Annotated in this window: 20 protein-coding genes and 1 riboswitch; of the genes, 18 read left to right on the forward strand and 2 right to left on the reverse strand. The window is 34.8% G+C overall.

The window, feature by feature from the left end; genetic code table 11:
* Window positions 1–59 precede the first annotated feature (59 nt).
* Window positions 60–1,310, reverse strand: a complete 1,251-nt coding sequence (gene metK, locus ACHRV5_RS09430) for a methionine adenosyltransferase (protein ID WP_047772842.1) — start codon at window positions 1,308–1,310, stop codon at window positions 60–62.
* Between the two features lie 328 nt (window positions 1,311–1,638).
* On the opposite strand from metK, the gene ACHRV5_RS09435 reads away from it, so the two are divergent.
* The 15 genes from ACHRV5_RS09435 to ACHRV5_RS09505 all read left to right on the forward strand — a co-directional run bounded on the left by ACHRV5_RS09435 (window position 1,639) and on the right by ACHRV5_RS09505 (window position 17,809).
* Window positions 1,639–1,761: a hypothetical protein gene (locus ACHRV5_RS09435; protein ID WP_395426573.1), complete on the forward strand. Its 123-nt coding sequence runs from the start codon at window positions 1,639–1,641 to the stop codon at window positions 1,759–1,761.
* 105 nt (window positions 1,762–1,866) lie between these two features.
* Window positions 1,867–4,713, forward strand: coding sequence for a TonB-dependent siderophore receptor (locus ACHRV5_RS09440; protein WP_230004421.1), 2,847 nt, complete (start codon window positions 1,867–1,869; stop codon window positions 4,711–4,713).
* A 392-nt stretch (window positions 4,714–5,105) separates the two neighbouring features.
* A complete protein-coding gene (locus tag ACHRV5_RS09445; RefSeq protein WP_165579335.1) occupies window positions 5,106–5,270 on the forward strand; it encodes a hypothetical protein in 165 nt (54 codons plus the stop codon).
* 55 nt (window positions 5,271–5,325) lie between these two features.
* Window positions 5,326–6,630: an O-acetylhomoserine aminocarboxypropyltransferase/cysteine synthase family protein gene (locus ACHRV5_RS09450; protein ID WP_230004423.1), complete on the forward strand. Its 1,305-nt coding sequence runs from the start codon at window positions 5,326–5,328 to the stop codon at window positions 6,628–6,630.
* A gap of 216 nt (window positions 6,631–6,846) precedes the next feature.
* Entirely contained in the window at window positions 6,847–7,935 is a 1,089-nt protein-coding gene (locus ACHRV5_RS09455) for an aspartate kinase (RefSeq protein WP_047772850.1), read from the forward strand.
* A 631-nt stretch (window positions 7,936–8,566) separates the two neighbouring features.
* A complete protein-coding gene (locus ACHRV5_RS09460) occupies window positions 8,567–8,767 on the forward strand; it encodes a hypothetical protein (protein WP_047772852.1) in 201 nt (66 codons plus the stop codon).
* Between the two features lie 187 nt (window positions 8,768–8,954).
* Window positions 8,955–9,063, forward strand: a riboswitch (SAM riboswitch).
* A 77-nt stretch (window positions 9,064–9,140) separates the two neighbouring features.
* On the forward strand, window positions 9,141–10,124 hold the full coding sequence (locus ACHRV5_RS09465) for an alpha/beta fold hydrolase (RefSeq protein WP_395426574.1): 984 nt from the start codon (window positions 9,141–9,143) through the stop codon (window positions 10,122–10,124).
* Window position 10,125: 1 nt separating this feature from the next.
* Window positions 10,126–12,540, forward strand: coding sequence for a bifunctional aspartate kinase/homoserine dehydrogenase I (gene thrA / locus ACHRV5_RS09470; RefSeq protein WP_395426575.1), 2,415 nt, complete (start codon window positions 10,126–10,128; stop codon window positions 12,538–12,540).
* A 231-nt stretch (window positions 12,541–12,771) separates the two neighbouring features.
* A complete protein-coding gene (locus ACHRV5_RS09475) occupies window positions 12,772–13,464 on the forward strand; it encodes a hypothetical protein (RefSeq protein ID WP_395426577.1) in 693 nt (230 codons plus the stop codon).
* 203 nt (window positions 13,465–13,667) lie between these two features.
* Window positions 13,668–14,303, forward strand: a complete 636-nt coding sequence (locus ACHRV5_RS09480) for a LysE family translocator (protein ID WP_395426578.1) — start codon at window positions 13,668–13,670, stop codon at window positions 14,301–14,303.
* A 27-nt stretch (window positions 14,304–14,330) separates the two neighbouring features.
* Window positions 14,331–14,762, forward strand: coding sequence for an OsmC family protein (locus ACHRV5_RS09485; RefSeq protein ID WP_230004429.1), 432 nt, complete (start codon window positions 14,331–14,333; stop codon window positions 14,760–14,762).
* A gap of 137 nt (window positions 14,763–14,899) precedes the next feature.
* Window positions 14,900–16,072, forward strand: coding sequence for a PLP-dependent aspartate aminotransferase family protein (locus ACHRV5_RS09490; RefSeq protein WP_047772866.1), 1,173 nt, complete (start codon window positions 14,900–14,902; stop codon window positions 16,070–16,072).
* A 91-nt stretch (window positions 16,073–16,163) separates the two neighbouring features.
* Entirely contained in the window at window positions 16,164–16,679 is a 516-nt protein-coding gene (locus ACHRV5_RS09495; protein WP_395426579.1) for an alpha/beta hydrolase, read from the forward strand.
* 90 nt (window positions 16,680–16,769) lie between these two features.
* On the forward strand, window positions 16,770–17,270 hold the full coding sequence (locus ACHRV5_RS09500) for an RDD family protein (RefSeq protein ID WP_047772869.1): 501 nt from the start codon (window positions 16,770–16,772) through the stop codon (window positions 17,268–17,270).
* Window positions 17,271–17,398: 128 nt separating this feature from the next.
* Window positions 17,399–17,809, forward strand: a complete 411-nt coding sequence (locus ACHRV5_RS09505) for an Rrf2 family transcriptional regulator (protein WP_047772871.1) — start codon at window positions 17,399–17,401, stop codon at window positions 17,807–17,809.
* A 652-nt stretch (window positions 17,810–18,461) separates the two neighbouring features.
* Here ACHRV5_RS09505 and ACHRV5_RS09510 read toward each other — a convergent pair.
* Window positions 18,462–19,244: a sulfite exporter TauE/SafE family protein gene (locus tag ACHRV5_RS09510; protein WP_395426580.1), complete on the reverse strand. Its 783-nt coding sequence runs from the start codon at window positions 19,242–19,244 to the stop codon at window positions 18,462–18,464.
* Between the two features lie 289 nt (window positions 19,245–19,533).
* On the opposite strand from ACHRV5_RS09510, the gene ACHRV5_RS09515 reads away from it, so the two are divergent.
* The 3 genes from ACHRV5_RS09515 to cysD all read left to right on the forward strand — a co-directional run bounded on the left by ACHRV5_RS09515 (window position 19,534) and on the right by cysD (window position 22,170).
* Window positions 19,534–20,436, forward strand: coding sequence for a sulfite exporter TauE/SafE family protein (locus ACHRV5_RS09515; protein WP_230004433.1), 903 nt, complete (start codon window positions 19,534–19,536; stop codon window positions 20,434–20,436).
* 25 nt (window positions 20,437–20,461) lie between these two features.
* Window positions 20,462–21,172: a phosphoadenylyl-sulfate reductase gene (locus tag ACHRV5_RS09520; RefSeq protein WP_047772879.1), complete on the forward strand. Its 711-nt coding sequence runs from the start codon at window positions 20,462–20,464 to the stop codon at window positions 21,170–21,172.
* A gap of 98 nt (window positions 21,173–21,270) precedes the next feature.
* Complete coding sequence (gene cysD, locus ACHRV5_RS09525) at window positions 21,271–22,170, forward strand: sulfate adenylyltransferase subunit CysD (protein WP_047772880.1); 900 nt, start codon at window positions 21,271–21,273, stop codon at window positions 22,168–22,170.
* The last annotated feature ends 25 nt before the right edge of the window (window positions 22,171–22,195 follow it).

Genomic DNA, 22,195 nt, shown 5'->3' on the forward strand with positions numbered 1-22,195 from the left:
TAAAAAAAGGCTTTCTAAATTTTTAGAAAGCCTTTTTTTATATAGATTTTAGATTGAAATTACAATCCAAAAGCAGTTTTTACCTGGTCAACAAAATCAAGTTTTTCCCATGTAAATAACTCAACTGTAACTGTTTTTTCGTTTCCTCCCGGAGCAGAAAAAGTTTTTGTTACCGTTTCAGGTTTACGTCCCATGTGTCCGTAAGCTGCAGTTTCGCTATAAATTGGATTTCTTAATTTCAAACGTTGTTCGATAAAGTAAGGACGCATATCAAAAATAGCCTCTACTTTTTTAGCGATTTCACCATTCGTTAAGTTTACTTTAGAAGTTCCGTAAGTATCGATAAAAATACCCATTGGTTGAGCAACACCAATTGCATAAGAAACCTGTACTAAGATTTCGTCAGCAACACCTGCAGCAACTAAGTTTTTAGCGATATGACGTGTAGCATATGCAGCACTTCTGTCTACTTTACTTGGATCTTTTCCGGAGAAAGCACCACCACCGTGAGCTCCTTTTCCACCGTAAGTATCAACGATGATTTTTCTTCCTGTTAAACCAGTATCTCCGTGAGGTCCTCCAATTACGAATTTTCCTGTTGGGTTAATGTGGTATTGGATTTTATCATTGAATAAATGAGCGTGAGCCGGATTTTTTGCAATGATTCTTGGAATCAAAATATCAATAATGTCTTTTTTGATTTTAGCCAACATGGCAGTCTCTTCATCAAAATCATCGTGTTGAGTTGAGATTACAATAGCGTCAATACGTGTTGGTTTGTTATCATCACTGTACTCTAAAGTTACTTGTGATTTAGCATCAGGACGTAAATAAGAGATCTCTTTGTTTTCGCGTCTTAAGATGGCTAATTCCTGTAATAATTTGTGAGATAAATCAAGTGCCAAAGGCATGTAATTTTCTGTTTCGTTAGTTGCGTAACCAAACATCATTCCTTGATCCCCAGCGCCTTGCTCTTCTGGCTTAGCTCTGTCAACACCTTGATTGATATCTGCAGATTGTTCGTGAATTGCTGAAAGAATTCCACAAGAATTTGCTTCAAACATATACTCACTCTTAGTATAACCGATTTTGCGGATTACTTCACGAGCGATTTGTTGAACATCAAGATAGGTATTGGATTTTACTTCGCCAGCCAGGATTACCTGACCAGTTGTAACTAAAGTTTCACATGCTACTTTTGAGTTAGCATCAAATGCCAAAAAGTTGTCAATTAATGCATCCGAAATTTGATCTGCAACTTTGTCTGGATGTCCTTCACTAACAGATTCTGACGTAAATAAATAAGCCATAATAATTTATTAATTAGATAATTAAAATTAAGCGAGGTAAAAAAATTGCTAAAAAATGCTAAAGGAGAGTTCCTGCTTTAGCATTTTTTACTACTGAAATCAAAACATTTCAGTATTCATAACGAACCATTTCATTATGAAGAGGTTGCAATCAGTTCAAATTTTTCCTCTGTATTCGGGTGCAAAGTTATAAAACCATTTTGATTGACAAATTAAAGTTTTGTTTTTTTTATTTATTGTACAGAAATTTAACATAACATACTAATTCGATAGGGTAATGGAAATATTTTAGGTTTTTGTTTGGTGGTTTCAAAAAAAGTCCGCAAATTTGCCCCATCAAAACGAAATAAAACAAAATAAATATGAAATCAATCTCAAAGAATATGTCTTGTATGATGCCGGAAACTTCCGCAGAGAGACTATTGTAGACTATGTTTTCAGCTATATATAAAGAACCTCTGCCAATCTGCAGAGGTTTTTTTTTTGTCGAAAACGAAATAAAAATAACAAGCAACATTCAATAACAAACAGCATAAAAAAAACTAATTCAAATACAATGAAAAATAAATTACTATTAATTTTTGGCTTGGCTACCATCTCGGGATTGTATGCTCAGGAGAACAAAAAAGAAAAAGATACTTTACAAAACAATGAACTGTCAGAAATCACAATAGTGGGGTCAAGAAGTAAAAACAGAGTAAAAACAGACGTACCCGTTCCTGTTGATGTATTCAATATAGCTGAAATAACAAAAGGGGCTCCACAAACCAGTGTAACCCAAATATTAAATTATGTTGCACCATCCTTTACCAGTAACCCAACCTCTACTGCAGATGGAACAGATCACGTTGATCCGGCACAATTAAGAGGTTTAGGTCCCGATCAGGTTTTGATTCTGGTGAATGGCAAACGAAGACATACAAGTGCTTTGGTAAACATAAACGGATCACCGGGAAGAGGGTCTGTCGGAACCGATTTAAATGCAATTCCGTCTTACGCGATTGAGCGAATAGAAGTATTGAGAGATGGAGCTGCCGCGCAATACGGTTCTGATGCCATCGCCGGAGTAATCAATATTGTATTGAAAAAGAATGCAAAATACGTTTCAGGAGATATTCAGTACGGGGCAAATGTATCTTCAGGCTCCAATAATTTTAAAGGAGGAAGTGACGGACAATCTTTGCAATTAGACTTAAACTACGGTACCTCTTTAGGAAAACAGGGAAGTTACCTAAATGTTACAGGAAGTGCCGTAACTAGGCAGGCTACCAGTCGTGCTGGAATTAGAAGTAACCCTATTTTTAATGCCTATAACGCGGTCGAAAACAGAGCGGCTCAAGATGGCGTTCAGGTCAATTCGTTGTTCAGTAATATTAATGCAACGCCAAATTCAGGACAAATCATCAGTACGTTACAGCAATATGCACCACAGGTAAGTTATTTTACACCAGCACAGCAAACTGCGATTTCTTCTGCTAGCACAATTGCTCAGATGCAAACTGCCTTAAATTTTGATGTAACGAATAATGAATTGAATTACAGAGGGCAGCAAAGAAGTGACTATAATATGAGTGTTGGTCAGTCAGAATTGGCAACAGGGCAGTTGTATTTCAATGCTAAATATCCTTTGACTGAGATTACTTCCTTGTATTCCTTTGGAGGACTGTCTTACAGAAACGGAAAATCATACGCCTTTAACAGACTTCCAAATGCTTCGGGAGCTTTTACCCAGGTATATTCAAATGGATTTTTGCCTGAAATAGAATCAGATATCGTAGACGCTTCTGCTGCTGCGGGAATTACAACGCAATTGTTTGGTTTTGATACTGACTTCAGTTCCAATCTGGGAACCAACTCTTTTAAATACGGAGCAAACAATACGATAAATGCAACTTTGGGAACACAATCTCCATCTAGTTTTGATGCGGGTAAAGTTTCATTTTTACAAAGTACAACCAATTTAGATTTTAGTAAAAAACTCGATGTTTTAGAAGGATTGAATGTTGCTTTTGGTGGAGAATTCAGATACGAAAACTATCAGATTAAAGCCGGAGAACAAGCCTCTTATGGATTATATGATGTAAACGGGAATTTTGTTTCCGGTACATTGCCAACAACTTCACCATTAATTGTGACTGATTTCTTCGGAAACAAACGTGGAGCAGGAGCGCAGGGATTCTCAGGATTTCAAGCTACCGATGCAAAAGAGAAAGACAGAAAAAGTGTGGCAGCTTATGTAGATTTAGAATTAAATCCAACCGAAAACTGGCTTTTAAACGGAGCAGCACGTTTCGAAAATTATTCTGATTTTGGAAATACCGTTACGTTTAAATTGGCTTCACTTTTGAAATTAAATGATTTCATCAATTGGAGAATTTCGGGACAAACAGGTTTTAGAGCACCTTCATTGCAACAAAAATATTTTGAAACCAGCTCTACTCAATTTATTAATGGTGCTCCATACCAGGTGGGATATTTTACAAATGACTCCGATGCGGCAAAAAGCATTGGTGTAGCAAATTTAAAACCGGAGAAATCTAAAAGTATCAGCACTGGTTTTACGTTTAAAATTCCGGAAGCCAATATCACCATTTCTACCGATGCTTATTTTACAAGAATCGATGACCGAATTGTTTTAACAGGACAATATGCAAGACCAACAGACGCACAAATTACGGGTGCTACCTCACCGGAACAAGCAGAAGCATTGACCTTGTTTCAGGAAGCATTTGATTTAAAAGGAGTAGAAAGAGCTTCTTTCTGGACAAACGGAATCAATTCTGAGACAAAAGGAATAGATGTAGTGATTTCTCAGAAGTATAATGTAGTAGCCGACTTCACAATCAGAAATGATTTTGCGATCAGTTATAATGAAACAAAAAGAGTAGGAGATTTAAATGTTCCTCAGTCTATTATTGATGCAGGAGGAGAACCTTTTAAATATTCGTTTTTTCCCGAGTCAAGCAGAGTTTATTTGGAAGAAGCAATTCCAAAGTTGAAGGCAAATTTGACCACCACTTTTAATATCAAGAAATTGGATATTTATTTAAGAAACAGCTATTTCGGAAAGGTAACAGATCCGGGAGCAACAGATGTGAACTTAGACGGATTTTCTTCTGTGTACGAACATCCGGAATACAGCGCAAAAATTGTGACCGATTTGTCTTTAGGATATCAGATTAATGAGAAGTTCAGAATTACACTTGGAGTTAATAATATAGGAGATGTATATCCGGATCGAAACAATCCTTCAACACCTGCCTTTACCAATACAACCCCAACTTTGTCTCCTGCTCCGAGTACCGATTTAAGTAATGCAAATCAATTTGCTTATTCAAGAGCCGTTTCGCAATTTGGATTAAACGGAAGATTTGTTTTTGCGCGATTAGGGTTCAAGTTTTAAATAAAAAATAAAAAAATCCCTTTCAGATTCAAAATTGCTTTAAGCTTGATTTGAAAGGGGTTTACAAAGGATTGGAGCAAAATTCATGTAGCTTAATTCTTTTTAAATGTTAAATTATGCATTTTTTTTTGGTAGTTAAAAAATAGTTACTATATTTACTCTATCAAACTAGTAGAACTAAAAAAAATCTAAAAGTTTTTAATTAATACAATTTTATAAAATGAAAACAATAGCAGACAAAATGATAATGTGTTGTATGATGCGTAAATGCGTTCCGGTCTGTTGTTGCCAAAAGTGAAAGATAAAATCTTTGTTATAGTTAAACTATAAGCCCTTTTGGTAAGCCAGCCAAAAGGGCTTTTTTTATTTCATCATTTTAAAAAATTACAAGTATGAAAACCACAGCTAAAAGTTCGAAAGCAATAGAAACAGATTTTAAAATAAACAGCAACATTATAGAGAAAGTAACTCAAGTAAAAGAAGAGTTGAGCCTGGAAGGACACAAATCATTACTATTTCAAATGTATGCAGTAGAAGAAGAAGACCTTTATTTTTAAAAACAAATCAATAACAAACTAAAATACTATTAACAACACTAAAAACTAAGAAATTATGAGCACACAAAAATTTGCAACAAACGCACTACACGCTGGACACGATGTTACTAAAAATGCAGGAACAAGAGCCGTGCCTATTTACCAGACATCATCGTATGTTTTTAACAATTCAGATCATGCAGCCAATTTATTCGGTCTTGCCGAAGCCGGATTTATTTACACGAGATTAAACAATCCGACAAACGACATTTTAGAGCAAAGATTAGCGGCGCTCGAAGGTGGAATTGGAGCAGTCGTTACCGCATCGGGAACCGCTGCGATCGCAACAACGTTCCTGACTTTGTTAAAATCCGGAGATCATATAGTAGCATCAAACAGTTTGTATGGAGGAACTTACAATTTATTGAAAGTAACTTTACCCCGATTAGGCATAACAACAACGTTTGTTGATCCGTCAAAAGCAGAAAATTTCTCCAAAGCGGCAAAAGAAAATACAAGAGCCTTTTTTGTAGAATCTTTAGGGAATCCAAAATTAGATGTATTGGATTTGGGTGCCATTTCGAAAGAAGCTAAAAACTTCAAAGTGCCTTTTATTGTAGATAATACGGTAGCCACTTCTTATTTGCTAAAACCAATTGAATACGGAGCAAATATTGTGATTCACTCTTTGACCAAATATATTGCCGGAAACGGAACTTCGCTAGGAGGCGCTATTATTGATGCCGGAACTTTTGATTGGGCAAACGGAAAATTCCCTGAATTTACAGAACCTTCTCCGGGTTACCATGGTTTGGTGTATCATGAAGCGCTTGGAAATGCTGCCTTTATCACAAAAGCGAGAATTGAAGGGTTGCGGGATTTTGGTTCAGCTTTGAGTCCTTTTAATGCCTTTCAGATCATTCAGGGATTAGAGACATTGCCAATCCGAATCAAAAAGCATAGCGAAAATGCTTTGGCTTTGGCCAAATGGCTAGAGAAACAAGATGAGGTGGCCTGGATAAATTATCCGGGATTAGAGTCCAGTAAATATTTTGATTTAGCCAAAAAATACCTGCCTGAAGGACAAAGCGGAATCATCACTTTTGGATTGAATGGCGGTTTTGAAGCAGCTAAAAAAGTAGTTGACGAAACAAAATTGTTTTCTCTTCTGGCCAATATTGGAGACACAAAGTCACTAATCATTCATCCGGCAAGTACAACACACCAACAATTGACAGAGGAGGAGCAAGCAGAAACAGGAGTTTCTAAAGACTTGGTTCGTCTTTCTGTCGGAATTGAGGATATTGAGGATTTGATTGCTGATTTGCAAACCGTTTTCGCGACGGTTAAAAAAGAGGCATACAGCATCAATAAAAATTAAGGTTTTTTTGTTTTTTGTTTGAAAAATTGCCTTTAGCAATATGATTTTTGCTAGAGGTGATTTTTTATAAAAACAAAATTTAATATAAAGTTTAAACCATATAAGTACGATAAGTTCAGGTAAGCTAAGGTCGAATAGTAAAAGGAACTTAATTGTCTTATATGGTTAAATTAATTAAAAACAATTCTGTTTTTGAGTCATTTTAAAATTAAAATTATGTCAAAGCTTAAAATAAACATTGTCCTTTTTGGGATCGGTAATATCGGAAGTACCTTAATCAATCAGATTATCGAAAGTCAGGAGTTTTTTTTGCAAAACAAAAATGTTGACTTTCATTTTCCGATTATCACCAATTCTACCGTCGCTTTTTTTGAAAAAGAAGGTGTCGGATACGCGTGGGAAACCAATTTTGTAGAATTGGCAGTGCCTTTTAGAGTGGAAGATATTATTGAATTTGCAAAAGAAAATGAATTTGAAAATCTGATCGCTGTTGATGCAACCGCGAGTGAGGAACTGATAGGCCATTACAATACCTTAATTCAAAACGGATTTAATATTGTCGCGGTAAATAAAAAAGCCAATACGTTGCCTATTGAGCTTTATAAAGAAATAAGAGAGAATCTTAAAAAGTACGATAAAGAGTTTTTGTATGAAACCTCGGTAGATACAGGAGTTCCGGTTTTACAGACTTTAAGAGATTTGTATTACTCAGGAGAAAAAATCACTAAAATTCGCGGTGTTTTCTCCGATAATCTGAGTTATGTTTTTAATCAATTCTCTTCAGAGGAGACTACTTTTTCTTCTATTTTAAAAGATGCCAGTCTTTTAGGATTAATGCGTTCTACTTTTAAGGAGGATTTATCAGGAAATGATACAGCACGGAAACTATTGATTCTAACACGGGAAATAGGGCAGGACTTTGAGCTTTCGGATATAAAAATCAATCCGTTGATCGAAGAGGCGCATCTGGAGAAAAACGGTACACTTAATAAAGAAGCGGTGGACCGGTATTTCAAAATTGCAAAAATTACCCAGTCAGACAATCATGTGCTTCGCTATATAGGAGAATTTGATGTTCAGAAAAATACATTGGAAGTCAAATTGGTTTCTGAACCCATTACTTCGGCTATCGGACAATTGAAAGGTTCCGATACGATTTTTGAGATTTACACCCAATCTTATGCGGCTGTGCCGATTGTGATTAAAAGTGCTTCGGCTTGTAAGCAGGCCATTTCGCGCGGCATTATAACCGACATCCTGAAAGTGGCTGAAAAAATCAGAAATAAAGAAGCTGTTTGGTTGTAAGTATAAGAACTAAAACACTGAAAAATGTTCTTTGATAAACTGATTTGCAGAGTTGATATGGAGTGTGTAAACCTATTTTTTGAGGCCCTTTATGGCTTTTTTAAGAAATTTTGCTTTTAGAAGCTATTTTTTAACATTTAAATAATGTTTTTTAACATTTTTAGTAATTAAATTCTTCATTTCCATTTGTGTAATAAAATTATTATTCTGATATTTGTAAAACCCAAAAAGCTACTAATCACATGAATTTAAATGCCTACAAAATGTTTTGTGTCATTTCGGTTAAAACCGTGGGGATGTCTTTTGCTTAATATTGTAATACAATAAAAATATAGCAAAGCCTCCCAGAATTTTTTGAGAGGCTTTTTAAATTTATACGAAATGCAGAATTTTTTTAAGATAACAAATAAATCACAGATGAATCAATCGTTACAGATGAATAAGATGTTTAATGTCGCAAGTATTTGCGCATACGTCTGTTGATTCCAAAAGTAAATACAAGTTTGTAAAACTTATAACCCTTTTGGCATCTGAAACCAAAAGGGTTTTTTTATTCCATTGGGTTGCCTTAACAAAATAGTAAAAGATTAATAAACATAATAATACACAACTGAACTAAAACTTAAATATCATGAGTGCAACAAACTACTTAGCAAGAACATTTTCTAGATTGAAAAACGGCAGGACAAAAAGAAACAACCCGCCACCAACAAACGAATTGATCCACCCAAGTTTTGGAATTACCGAAACGGATAAAAATGCAGAAAAAAAAGCACCAAATTCATTGTTGTTTTTAATGTATTCTAAAGAGAATGAAACCCTTTTCATCTAAATCGAAAAGAGTCATAAAATAGGGTGAAACCGGCTTAATTTTACTGGGCATAATGTTCGGTAATTTTTTGCGTATAATAGTTTCAGATTAAACTATTTTCATAAAATAAAAGATTCAGTTCAGATAAATTTGCTTGTTTAAGAAAATAGTAGTTAATTTGCACCGTTAAGTTCAAAAACGTATTGAAATGTTATAAAGAAAGGACGAGGGATTAGACCCGATGAATCCTTAGCAACCCTTCGTTAATTCGAAGAAGGTGCTGCATTCTACCACGCCCAAACGTGGAAAGATAACAATAAGAATTTTTCTAGTTTCGTCTAGACTTTCTTTCTAATATTTCCTCATACAAATCAATAATACAACAGATTTGAAATTGGAAAATATACCAACCCTTATTAGCATACAAAATTTCACCACCGAAAATGGTGCAGTTTATCATTCGTTACCCTTAAGTTTTACAATTTCGGGCTTACCACTCTATAGCGCGCCTATTGTTTTGGTCAATCATGCCCTGACAGGAAATGCTGAGGTAACAGGTGAAAACGGTTGGTGGAATGACCTGATCGGAGAAGGAAAAACAATTGATACTAATGTCTATACGGTATTAGCGTTTAATGTTCCTGGCAATGGGAATGATTCTTTCTTAATAGAAAATTACCAGGATTTTACAGCCCGTGATATTGCGAGGATTTTTATAAAAGGACTCGATTTCTTAAAAATAGAGCAACTTCATACCATAATAGGAGGCTCTGTAGGAGGTGGAATTGCATGGGAAATACTGGCTTTAGAACCTGCTATCACACAAAACTTAATACCAATTGCAACAGACTGGAAATCGACAGACTGGATGATTGCAAATTGTTACTTACAAGAGCAAATCCTGAACAATTCTTCAAAACCAATAGAAGATGCCAGAATTCACGCTATGTTGTGTTACCGCTCTCCCGAATCATTCAAAGAAAAATTTCAACGTACAATCAATTCAGACCTTTCTATTTTTAATATTGAAAGCTGGCTGGCACATCACGGAGAAAGATTGCAAAAAAGATACCAATTGTCTTCGTATAAATTAATGAATCAATTGTTGAAAACGATAGATATTACCAGAAACAGCGCCGATTTTGAAACGTTGTTATCTAAAACAACTGCGGCGATTCATATTATCGGAATCAATTCAGATTTGTTTTTCACAGCAAAAGAAAACAAGGAAACGTATCAGGAATTAATAAAATTCAAAGACAATGTTTTTTACAGCGAAATAGATTCAGTACACGGACATGACGCTTTTTTAATAGAGTACAAACAACTAGATTATTTACTTGCCGATATTTTTAAGGCAGAAACAATAAAAAAATAAAATGAAAATATTAAAATTTGGTGGTAAATCGTTATCAAACGGAGAAGGACTTAACAAAGTAGTTTCCATTATTACAGATAAAATCAATCAGGGTGAAAAAATTGCCGTTGTCGTTTCTGCCCGCGGAAATGCTACTGATGAATTAGAAGATATTTTAAGTATTGCTTCTAAAAACGGTAATTATAAACCGTTATTAGAAAGTTTTAAAACGTATCAGGTTTCAGATTACCCACAAGTTGATCTGTCTGAAGAATTCAGTATTTTGGATAAACTTTTTGAAGGCGTAAGTCTGATTGGAGATTACAGCAATAAAATCAAAGACCAGATTTTGTCTAAAGGTGAATTGCTTTCGGCTAAATTATTGACGGCAATTTTGATTGAAAAAGGAGTTCCGGCTAATTTTGTGGACACTAGAGATTTGTTGAAAACGGATTCGAAATTTGGTGATGCCCAGCCTTTGGAACAGCTTTCTAAGAAAAATGTCATCAATTATTTCAAAGAACATAACGGATCAACAGTGAATATTGTAACCGGTTTTATCGGTTCAAACAACAATAATGACACTACAACTTTAGGAAGAAACGGAAGTAATTATACCGCTTCGTTGTTGGCAAATTATTTAAATGCAGAAGAGCTTCAAAACTTTACCCATGTTGACGGAATTTATACTGCAAATCCTGATTTGGTTGCCGATGCTAAAAAAATCGAATATTTATCGTTTAATGAAGCAAACGAATTGGCCAATTTCGGAGCTACCATTTTGCATGCCAAAACAATAATTCCGTTGTTGGAAAAGAGTATTCCGCTTCGTATTTTGAATACATTTAACCATGAAAATCGCGGAACTTTAATCACTTCAGAGTCTGCAAAAGAAGGAATTAAAACGCTTTCTGTTTTGGAGAATTTATCTTTAGTAAATCTTGAAGGTCGCGGATTACTTGGGAAATCAGGAGTTGATGCCCGTATTTTTAAAGTAATGGGCGATCACAATATCAGTGTGAGTATTATTTCTCAGGGATCTTCTGAAAGAGGAATTGGTTTGGTAGTGGCAACAGATAAAGCTACTACTGCCATGATCGAACTGGAAAAAGAGTTTGAGAATGATTTTTATTCTAAAGACGTAAACCAAATTACAGTTACAGACAATGTTTCGGTTATTTCTATTATTGGTCAGGATCTGAGTACTTTTCATAAGCCTTACACCGCTTTAATCAAAAATAAAATTGTTCCGATTTTGTTTAACAACACGGTTACGGGTAAAAACGTGAGTTTGGTAGTTAAAAAATCAGAATTGCATAAAGCCTTAAACGTAATTCACGGAGAGATTTTCGGAGTTTCCAAAAAAATCAATATTGCCGTTTTTGGTCATGGATTGGTTGGAGGAACTTTGATCAATCAAATCTTGGAATCTACCGCTGCTATTGAAAAACGCAAAGACATCAAATTGAATGTTTTTGCAATTGCCAATTCTAAAAAGGTACTTTTAAATAAAAATGGAGTAACATCAGATTGGAAAAATGACATTCAGGATAAAGGAGTTTCGTATACTATTAATGACATTATTGCCTATGCAGATAAGCATCATTTAGAGAACTTAATTGCGATTGATAACACGGCGAGTGCTACCTTTGTTGAAAACTATATTTCGTTGATTGAGAGCAGTTTTGATTTGATTTCGTCTAATAAAGTGGCCAATACGTTAAGTTATGGTTTCTATAAAGAATTGAGAAAATCATTGGCAGATAATCAGAAGAATTATTTGTATGAAACCAATGTTGGTGCAGGATTGCCATTAATTGATACGATAAAATTATTGCACCTTTCGGGTGAAAATATCACTAAAATAAAAGGAGTATTCTCGGGAACTTTGAGTTATTTGTTTAATAATTTTTCTGCAAAAGAAGCTCCGTTTAGTGAGATCTTGCAAGAGGCAATCGATAATGGTTACACAGAACCGGACCCGCGTGAGGATTTATGCGGAAATGATGTAGGTAGAAAATTATTGATCCTGGCTAGAGAATTGGATTTGCAAAATGAGTTTGAAGAGATTTCAATTCAAAATTTAATACCGGAACATTTACGTGAAGGAAACGTTTCAGACTTCTTAACCAAACTAAAAGAATTTGATCCGATTTATGAGAAGATTAAAGCCGATCAAAAACCGAATCATGTGTTGCGATATATCGGAGAATTGTCCGGAGACTTACAAAATGACAAGGGGATTCTGGAAGTAAAATTAGTTTCTGTGCCTTCAGATACTGCTTTAGGCGGATTAAAAGGTTCTGATTCTTTCTTTGAAATTTATACAGAATCTTACGGAGACCGACCAATCGTAATACAAGGAGCCGGTGCAGGTTCTGCCGTTACAGCGAGAGGCGTTTTTGGTGATATTTTGAGATTGTCAGATAAAGAGTAAGAGATTTTAGATTTATTCGCTAACTTGTTATTTCGACAAAGAAGAAAAATTAAACACAAAAAAATATAAAAAATAACCCGTTGCGTGGAATTAATTGAAACGCATAGAGACATACTTAGGAAATTAAAATCTATGTTTCTATGTGTTAAATAACATTCAACGAGCCAAAGAATAGAAAGAATCTGAACATTACAGATTCTGATTGCCCCCCAAATGAATTAACCTATACAAATGAAAAAAATCTATTTCCTTTTTTGCCTGATCTCTTTTACGATGCAGGCAAAATACTATGAAGCTGTTCTGACTTTTGAAAACGGAACCGTTAAAAAAGGGTTCGCCGAACTTGTTGAAATAAACAGTTCTAAAGTTAAATTCAGACTCACTGAAAAAGGAGATACAGAGAAAATTTTGAGTGAAGAACTCAAAAAAGTGGAGTACGTTGACAAAGACGGAAATAAGTATGAAGCAGAAAGATTGTTTGTGCTTCAGGATAAAGGAGAAAAAGGAGTAAAAAAAAGCTCCGATAAATATTGGCTGTACGTGATTTATTCGAAAGGAATTAAACTTACGGTAGATGCGCTTCAATCGACTCTTAGATACAATCCGGCTACAGGAACTTCAACAGGCTCAGGTGGCGGTACAATGCTGTACATGGGAAAAGAGAAGGAAGATGGTGTATTTTATGTTTATATGTTGTCAGCAATGATGTCTGTGAATGTAGGGATGGATAAGGCTGTGAGGAATATAGCAGGGATTCAGTTTAAAGATTGTCCTGCTTTTTTGGAAGCGGTTAATAAAGAAAATTTCAAAAAGAATACTTTGGCCGGTCGTATAATTGAACTTTACGAGACGAATAATTGTAATAAAAAAGAAGTAGCCAAAGTGCAGGAGACAAAAGCAAAAGCAAAGACCAAAAAGAAATAAGTACGGAGGTTTTTGATTTTAGATTGAAGACTTTAGATTTTTTTGAAAACGGGTTGTTCTTGTGATTTCTATGATAGAGAATTATGATGGTTTGTAGAAGACGGATCTGAAAAACAGCTGCGAATTGTTTCGTGGTTTGGGTTAAGTTCTGAGCTTCTTTTGAAAAGACAAACTGGACTGCATATTTAAAAAAAAGAAAAAAAATGATACCATTAAACGAACTTGTTATTTTTATCCTGGCGGCTTTATTACTTGTAATTACACCGGGACCGAATATGATGTATTTGATTTCGCGCTCTATTACTCAAGGCAAAAAGGCGGGAATACTATCGTTGGCAGGAATTATTTTTGGTTTTTTTGTTCATATTATCATGGTCTCTTTTGGAATTACAGCGCTACTTTTTGCTGTTCCGATGGCGTATAATATTCTTAAAATTACAGGAGTTCTCTATTTGTTGTACTTGGCGTTTCAGGCGGTGAGACCAAACGGAAAGAATCTCTTTCAACCGAATGAAAACCTTTCTATAGATAAACCAAAAAAGCTATTTAGTATTGGATTTTTAACAAGTGTATTAAATCCTAAGATTGCGGTGTTTTATTTATCGTTTTTTCCTCAGTTTATCAAACCGGCCTACGGATCGATTATGACACAGAGCTTGGAACTTGGTGTAACACAGGTTTTGGTGAGTTTTACGGTTAATTTTATAATCGTACTAACGGCAGCAAAAATAGCTTCTTTTTTTGCTAAAAAACCAATGTGGCTAAAGGTGCAGAAATGGTTTATGGCAGGAGTTTTAACGTCAATGGCAATTAAAATGGCCTTTTCGAAAGCAAAATAATTAAAGTAAAGATTAAAATAAAAAAAAATGAAAGTAACCTTAAACAGAGTAAATGACGCATTTCATTTTAAAATAAAAAATGAGCGCGGTCATGTAATCGATGTAGACAGCAGAGCAGAATTTGGAGGAAGTGATTTAGGCGCAAGTCCAATGGAGCTTGTTTTAATGGGTGTTGCAGGATGCAGTGCTATCGATATGATTTCGATTTTAAAAAAACAACGTCAGGAAATAACTTCTTTTGATGCTGAGGTAGAAGGACTTCGCGTTCAGATAGACGAAGCAAAACCTTTTAAAGAAATCAATGTGGTTTTTTATTTAAAAGGAGACATCAATCCCGAAAAGGCCTATCGTGCAGCACAACTCTCTTTTGAGAAATATTGCTCCGTTGCCAAAACGGTTGAACCTACTGCAACAATAAAATACAAAGTTGTTTTAAACGACAAAGAATTAGAAAATTAGTCAATTAGAGAATTAGATAATTTTGACTAGCTATTAAATAATTGAAAGGCTATTAAAAGATATTTTAAAATCTTTGGTGCAACTCAGTGTTTGCTTTGTGTGACGCTGTGAAATAGTCCTCCGAAAAACAAAAAAAAATGAACGAACAAGAATTTGGTTTCGAAACACAAGCCATTAGAACACAATTAGAGAGATCTCAGTATTTAGAACATTCGGTACCTTTGTACCTGTCGTCAAGTTTTGTATTTGAAGACGCAGAGGACATGCGTGCTTCTTTTACGGAAGAAAAAGAAAGAAATATTTACAGCCGTTTCAGTAATCCAAATACAACTGAATTTGTAGATAAAGTGTGTAAAATGGAAGGGGCAGAAGCCGGTTATGCTTTTGCAACCGGAATGGCAGCAGTGTATTCTACTTTTGCAGCTTTATTAAATGCGGGGGATCATATCGTGTCAGCAAGTAGTGTTTTTGGTTCAACTCATGCGTTGTTTATGACTTATTTCCCGAAATGGAATATTGAAACTTCTTATTTTGACATTAACAAACCGGAAACAATTGAAAGTTTCATTAAACCGAATACTAAAATATTATATGCAGAGTCGCCTACAAATCCAGGAGTAGATGTAATTGATCTGCAGTTGTTGGGTGACATCGCTAAAAAACACAATTTAATTTTAATCATTGATAACTGTTTTGCAACGCCATACCTTCAGCAGCCCATTAAGTTTGGAGCGCATTTGGTAGTGCATTCGGCAACGAAATTAATCGACGGTCAAGGTCGTGTTTTAGGAGGAGTGACCGTTGGAAGTGAAGATTTAATCAGACAGATTTATTTGTTTTCAAGAAATACCGGTCCTGCTTTATCTCCGTTTAATGCCTGGATTTTGTCAAAAAGTTTAGAAACGCTTGCAATCCGTGTAGAAAAACATTGTGAAAATGCATTAAAAGTAGCGGAGTTTTTAGAAGCACATCCAAATGTGAATAGTGTGAAATACCCGTTTTTGAAATCACACCCACAATACGAAATCGCAAAAAAACAAATGCTTTTAGGAGGTAATATTATTGCATTTGAAATCAAAGGAGGAATCGAGGCCGGAAGAAAATTTCTGGACAAAATTAAACTTTGCTCTCTTTCCGCTAATATTGGCGATACCAGATCAATTGTAACGCATCCGGCTTCAACAACGCATAGTAAATTGTCTGAAGAAGATCAATTGGCAGTTGGTATTACACAAGGTTTAGTGCGTGTTTCTGTAGGTTTAGAAACCGTAAAAGATGTAATTGCAGATTTAGAGCAAGCACTTTCTTAAAGTATTATAATTTTAAAAATCTAAAAGGCTATCTGTTTTAAAAATGAATAGCCTTTTTTAGTATCTTAAATTTAGTTTTTAAAACATGATTATGGTAAAACCAAGATTGTTGCTCTTGTCTGATTTATTTGGAGGAGAAAGCCCGGAATGGATAAAATCGTATAGTAAAACCTTAGCATCTAAATTTGATGTTCACTATTATGATGTTCTGAAATTGGGCGGAATAAATGTTTCTGATTGCGATGAAAGTGGTATTCACAGTCAATTTTTAAAGGGAGGAATTGATCGTGCAGTTCAAACTTTATTGGATTTTGAAAAAGAAGAAGTGACTATTTTAGGCTTTAGCATAGGAGGAACAATTGGCTGGAAAGCTTCGTTGCTTGGTTTAAAAGTAAAGCAGTTGGTGGCGGTTTCGTCAACTAGATTGCGTTTTGAAACGGAGATTCCCAATTGCAAAATCAAGTTGTATTTTGGAGAGAATGACCGGAATAAACCGAATGCTGAATGGTTTTCGGATTTGAATGTTTCAAATTATGTTTTCGAAAATCAAGAGCATCAGTTGTATTTAATAGAAAAGAATACGGTTGTCATTTGCAGTGAACTTTAAGTTGATTTTTCTTTCTTTTTCATAATTGTTTATACAAAAAGTATATTTTTGTCGCGAACAAAACATAACCTTAATTAAAACCAATTTAACATGAGTAACACTACTTATATTCTTGATGACAATTTAATAGCTTCTAATGGAAGTCGTTTCTTAAATTACATTTTAGATATCATTTTCATTATGCTTTCTGCATTTGTCATAACTTTTATCTTTGCGATTTTGTCCAATCTGTTAGAATGGGATGGCCTGAATGAATGGTTGATTAACATAAGCGATCTGGAGTCACAACTTGTTTTTGTAATAATATCGATACTTTATTATGTGTTTACAGAAGGTCTTTTCGGAAGATCAATAGGGAAATTTATCACGGGAACTGTTGTCGTTGATGAAAATGGTGAAAAACCGGGTTTTGGAGCAATTTTTAAAAGAAGTCTATCTCGCTTAATCCCTTTTGATGCTTTTTCTTTTTTAGGCAGCAGAGGTTGGCATGATTCTTTTTCAGATACTTATGTAGTCGGTAATAAGGCTTTAAAAGAAAGCATAAAAACATTTAAAGAATTTGAATTAATCGGAGTTAAGGAAAACGAATAATAAGTTCGTCAGCGTCATACTTTTTATTCTTTTGTTATTCTTATAGCAATAGCCTATTTTTGCTGTTGAAAAATATGCTGTCATTTTAGCACAAAAAATCTAAAATCAACATTCTAAAATCTTAATAAGTGCTTTCAAAGAAAACAAAATACGGAATTAAAGCTTTGACGTTTTTAGCAAGACGCGAGAATAATGATCCTGTGCAAATTGCTGAAATTGCAAAAAGCGAACATATTTCGATTAAGTTCCTGGAAAGTATATTGTTGCTTTTAAGGAATTCCGGTTTCTTGGGAGCAAAAAAAGGAAAAGGAGGCGGTTACTATCTGATCAAAGATCCAAAAGATATTAGCATGGCCAAAGTATACCGAATTTTGGAGGGACCGATTGCACTACTTCCGTGCGCGAGTCACAATTTCTACGAAAAATGCGATGACTGTGATGATGAATCTACCTGTGCAGCCCGTCGTTTAATGACGGAAGTGAGAGATAATACATTAAAGATATTAGAAAGTAATTCGTTGGCAGATATCGCTTTTTAGAACACATAATTTTTTTTAAACCATATAAGTGATGTAAGTTAATATAAGTTTAGTTTGAATGGACTTATATGACTTATTTTCGATCAATTCTAAAGCTGACAGGTTTTTAAAACCTGTCAGCTTTAATTTTTAAAAATGGAGGAAATTAGTTTGTTTGGAACGTATAATTTTTTAAACCATATAAGTGATGTAAGTTAATATAAGTTTAGTTTGAATGAACTTATATGACTTATTTTCGATCAATTCTAAAGCTGACAGGTTTTAAAAACCTGTCAGCTTTAATTTTTAAAAACGGAGGAAACTAGTTTGTTTGGAACGTATAATTTTTTAAACCATATAAGTGATGTAAGTTAATATAAGTTTAGTTTGAATGAACTTATATGACTTATTTTCGATGAATTCCAAACCTAACAGGTTTAAATTATAAAAACGAAGGAAACTAGTTTGGAACATATAATTTTTTTTAAACTATATTAAGTGATGTAAGTTAATATAAGTTTAGTTTAAATGAACTTATATGACTTATATGGTTTAATATCGCCAAGTATGAATCAATAAAAAAACCATTTCCTTGAGCGGACTCACTGAAATGGTTTTTTGGGTATAGAGAACTTTTTTCTATTGTTTTTAGGAAAATGAAATAGTAAAAGACTTAAAAAACTAATTTGTAGCCTACCATAAACAGCATTATGGCAATGGCGTTTCTAAGGAATAAATCAGGTACTTTTCCGCTTAACATGCTTCCCATGTAAATTCCGGGAAGGGATCCTAATAGCAATTGACCCAGTAGTCCCAGATCTAAATTCCCCATTGAGGCATGTCCGATTCCGGCAACAAGAGTTAAGGGAACGGCGTGGGCGATTTCAGTTCCGACCAATTTTGGAGTTGGTAAAAGCGGGTATAGAAAAAATAAAGTTACAGTTCCCAGGGCGCCGGCACCAATCGATGTAAGCGTAACAGTGGCGCCTAATAATACACCAATAGCAACCGTTAAGATATTCTGAGTAGTGCTTTCGTAGTGGAATTTATCTCCGGCATGTTTTTGAGAAAATTGCATGATCTTCTTTTTAAACAAAATCGCTATCGAAGTAAAAAGCAAAGCCCAGCCCAAGCTGTATTTGATTAAGGCATTTAAAGCGGTAACATCGGTTTTGATGCTTTCTAATATCCATAAGGTAAATAAAGCCGCCGGTACACTGCCTAAAGAAAGCCAACCTGTGATTTTCCAGTTGATGTTTTTCTTTTTATTGTGAACATATACCCCTCCCATTTTGGTAAAAGCGGCATACAATAAATCGGTACCTACAGCGGTTGTTGGAGGAATGCCAAACCATAATAAAATAGGAGTCATGAGCGAACCGCCGCCAACACCAGTCATTCCTACCACAAAACCAACGAATAAACCTGCCACTACAAGACCTATCTGAAAATCCATAAATAAAAAATTTTGCCAAAAATAAGAAGTAATTTATAATAATCCTATCGATGTGATAGACTATTTCATAAGTGCTTGTTAAATCTTTGTTTTGTAATTGTTTGCGTGTTTTACAGTTTTTAAATTTACCTTTATTTTGTCAAAATAAGTAAGTTTTGTTTTAATTGTTTGGAATGCGGTTGTTAATTAAAGTAAAAAATCAAAATATTGTTTTGTTATTTACAAATAAATACTAATTTTGCATAGTAATCTAGTAAGCCGATAGGGTAATGGATTTTTTAAAAGAAATATGGAAAAAGGAATAGAAGTACGTACAGTTGCATTAAAAGCCGAAGTGTCTTTAAAAGAAAGATTATGGGTGCTTGTACCGGTTGTATTGTTAGTAGGTCTGCTGCTAACACTTGGTTACAATCACTATGCTGAGTTTTCCTGGAATGGATTTGTAGAAGGTCTTAATCAGGAGCTTTTAGTTTTTTTTCTAATTGGTGTTTTTGCTCAGTTGGTAGACGGAACTTTAGGAATGGGATACGGAGCGACTTCCACTTCTTTTTTATTAGCCTACGGAGTACCGCCTGTAATTAGTAGTACAGGAGTTCATGTCGCTGAAATGTTTACGACAGGAGCATCAGCTATTTCGCATCACCGTTTTGGGAACATTAATAAAAAACTGGTAAAGAATTTATTGATTCCGGGTGTTTTGGGTTCAGCTATAGGAGCGTATTTATTGTCAGATGTAATTGACGGAGAAGTTATAAAACCATTTATTGCCGTTTACATGATTGTTTTGGCAATAATTATTATTAGAAAAGCATTGTTGAAAAACATCATTAAAAAGAAAACTAAAAAATTAGGTTTTTTGGCCACTTTTGGAGGATTCATGGATGCAGTAGGTGGCGGAGGCTGGGGACCAATTGTAACTTCTACCTTATTAGGAAGAGGCAGAAACCCGAGATACACGATTGGATCTGTAAATGCTGCCGAATTTGCGGTTTCATTTGCAAGTGGTATTACTTTTATGCTTTTTGGAGGAATCCACGGATGGCAGGTTATTATAGGACTAATTTTAGGAGGGGTGATTTCTGCTCCATTAGCGGCTTATTTGGTCAATAAAATTAAAAGAAAACCAATGATGATCGCAGTGGGAATACTAATCATTTTATTGAGTTTAAAAACATTGTCTAAATTATTGTAAAATATTTTAGAAAGGGAAAGAGAATATGAGCACAGCAATTATAGCGTCATTAGAAGCAAAAACAAAAGATTTTTCACTGGAAGAAACATTAGCTTTTCTGGCTGAGGAATATCCGGAGAAAGTTATTTTTTCAACTTCATTTGGACAGGAGGATCAAGTAATAACTGATTTTATCTTCAAAAATGATGTGGCAATCAAGGTGTTTACTTTAGATACCGGAAGATTGTTTCAGGAAACATACGATGTTTTTCACAGGACATTAAAAAAATACAAAAAACAGATCGAAGTTTATTTTCCGGAAGCAGCAGCAGTAGAAAATTTACTTCAGACAAAAGGACCAAACAGTTTTTATGATTCGGTTGAAAATAGAAAAGAATGCTGTTTTATTAGAAAAGTGGTTCCGTTGCGAAAAGCTTTAGCAGGAAATTCAGTTTGGATTACAGGTTTAAGAGCTGAGCAGTCAGAAAACAGACACGACTTAAATCTGTTTGAATACGATGGAGGTTTCGAAATTATAAAATTCAATCCCCTGTTAAAATGGACTTTAGAAGAAGTGGAGAATCATCTGAAAGAATTTAATGTCCCACAGAATGCCCTGCACAAAGAAGGTTTCGTAAGTATTGGATGCGCGCCTTGTACAAGAGCCATTTTTCCCGGAGAGGATATCAGAGCCGGAAGATGGTGGTGGGAATCAAGCCATAAAGAATGTGGTTTGCATGGGGCTAAGAAAGAGTAAAGAGAATAGAGCAAAGAATAAAGAGAATAGATAGTAATAGTTTACGAGATTTTAGGAGTAATCAGACCCCTGAAACTTGAAACATTAAACAAAATACAATGAGTTCAGTATTAAAAACAAACGCTTTAGAGAGCGAAGCAATATACATTTTCAGAGAAGTAATTTCACAGTTTGACAAACCGGTTTTGCTTTTTTCTGGAGGAAAAGATTCTATAACCTTAGTACGTTTAGCGCAAAAGGCATTTTTCCCTGCAAAAATTCCGTTTCCTCTTTTGCATGTTGATACAGGACATAATTTTCCTGAAACAATTGCTTTCAGAGATAAATTGGTTGAAGAATTAGGATTAGAATTAATTGTTCGTAATGTTCAGGATGCTATTGACGAAGGAAAAGTAGTAGAAGAAACCGGAAAATATTCCAGTAGAAACAGCTTGCAGACTACGACACTTTTAGATGCAATCGAAGAATTTAAGTTTGATGCTTGTATTGGTGGAGCACGTCGTGATGAGGAAAAAGCAAGAGCAAAAGAACGTATTTTTTCGGTACGTGATGATTTCGGTCAATGGGACGAGAAGAATCAACGTCCTGAATTATTTGATATTTTGAATGGAAAAATAGAAAATGGTCAAAACGTTCGCGTTTTCCCAATTTCAAACTGGACGGAATTAGATGTTTGGAGTTATATCGAGAAAGAACACATCGAGATCCCATCAATCTATTTCTCACATAAAAGAAAGGTTTTTTTGAGAGACGGTTTGATCTGGTCACATTCTCCTTTTGTGTACCAGGAAGAAGACGAACAAATCGAAGAACGAATTGTTCGTTTTAGAACCGTTGGAGATATGAGTTGTACTGCTGCTGTTGAATCTTATGCAGAGACCATTGAACAAGTAGTGGGAGAAATCAGAACTTCTACTATTTCTGAAAGAGGCGCCAGAATTGATGACAAACGTTCTGAAGCGGCAATGGAGAAAAGAAAACAACAGGGATACTTTTAATCCAATTAAAAATTAAAAGTAGAGA

Source organism: Flavobacterium sp. FlaQc-52 (assembly GCF_044007495.1).
Taxonomy (GTDB): domain Bacteria; phylum Bacteroidota; class Bacteroidia; order Flavobacteriales; family Flavobacteriaceae; genus Flavobacterium; species Flavobacterium cupriresistens.

Excerpts from the sequence above, each read along its gene's own strand:
- metK (WP_047772842.1), bottom strand. The coding sequence starts at position 1,310 with ATGGCTTATTTATTTACGTCAGAATCTGTTAGTGAAGGACATCCAGAC.
- ACHRV5_RS09440 (WP_230004421.1), top strand. The coding sequence starts at position 1,867 with ATGAAAAATAAATTACTATTAATTTTTGGCTTGGCTACCATCTCGGGA.
- ACHRV5_RS09445 (WP_165579335.1), top strand. The coding sequence starts at position 5,106 with ATGAAAACCACAGCTAAAAGTTCGAAAGCAATAGAAACAGATTTTAAA.
- ACHRV5_RS09450 (WP_230004423.1), top strand. The coding sequence starts at position 5,326 with ATGAGCACACAAAAATTTGCAACAAACGCACTACACGCTGGACACGAT.
- ACHRV5_RS09455 (WP_047772850.1), top strand. The coding sequence starts at position 6,847 with ATGTCAAAGCTTAAAATAAACATTGTCCTTTTTGGGATCGGTAATATC.
- ACHRV5_RS09460 (WP_047772852.1), top strand. The coding sequence starts at position 8,567 with ATGAGTGCAACAAACTACTTAGCAAGAACATTTTCTAGATTGAAAAAC.
- thrA (WP_395426575.1), top strand. The coding sequence starts at position 10,126 with ATGAAAATATTAAAATTTGGTGGTAAATCGTTATCAAACGGAGAAGGA.
- ACHRV5_RS09475 (WP_395426577.1), top strand. The coding sequence starts at position 12,772 with ATGAAAAAAATCTATTTCCTTTTTTGCCTGATCTCTTTTACGATGCAG.
- ACHRV5_RS09480 (WP_395426578.1), top strand. The coding sequence starts at position 13,668 with ATGATACCATTAAACGAACTTGTTATTTTTATCCTGGCGGCTTTATTA.
- ACHRV5_RS09485 (WP_230004429.1), top strand. The coding sequence starts at position 14,331 with ATGAAAGTAACCTTAAACAGAGTAAATGACGCATTTCATTTTAAAATA.
- ACHRV5_RS09490 (WP_047772866.1), top strand. The coding sequence starts at position 14,900 with ATGAACGAACAAGAATTTGGTTTCGAAACACAAGCCATTAGAACACAA.
- ACHRV5_RS09495 (WP_395426579.1), top strand. The coding sequence starts at position 16,164 with ATGGTAAAACCAAGATTGTTGCTCTTGTCTGATTTATTTGGAGGAGAA.
- ACHRV5_RS09500 (WP_047772869.1), top strand. The coding sequence starts at position 16,770 with ATGAGTAACACTACTTATATTCTTGATGACAATTTAATAGCTTCTAAT.
- ACHRV5_RS09510 (WP_395426580.1), bottom strand. The coding sequence starts at position 19,244 with ATGGATTTTCAGATAGGTCTTGTAGTGGCAGGTTTATTCGTTGGTTTT.
- ACHRV5_RS09515 (WP_230004433.1), top strand. The coding sequence starts at position 19,534 with ATGGAAAAAGGAATAGAAGTACGTACAGTTGCATTAAAAGCCGAAGTG.
- ACHRV5_RS09520 (WP_047772879.1), top strand. The coding sequence starts at position 20,462 with ATGAGCACAGCAATTATAGCGTCATTAGAAGCAAAAACAAAAGATTTT.
- cysD (WP_047772880.1), top strand. The coding sequence starts at position 21,271 with ATGAGTTCAGTATTAAAAACAAACGCTTTAGAGAGCGAAGCAATATAC.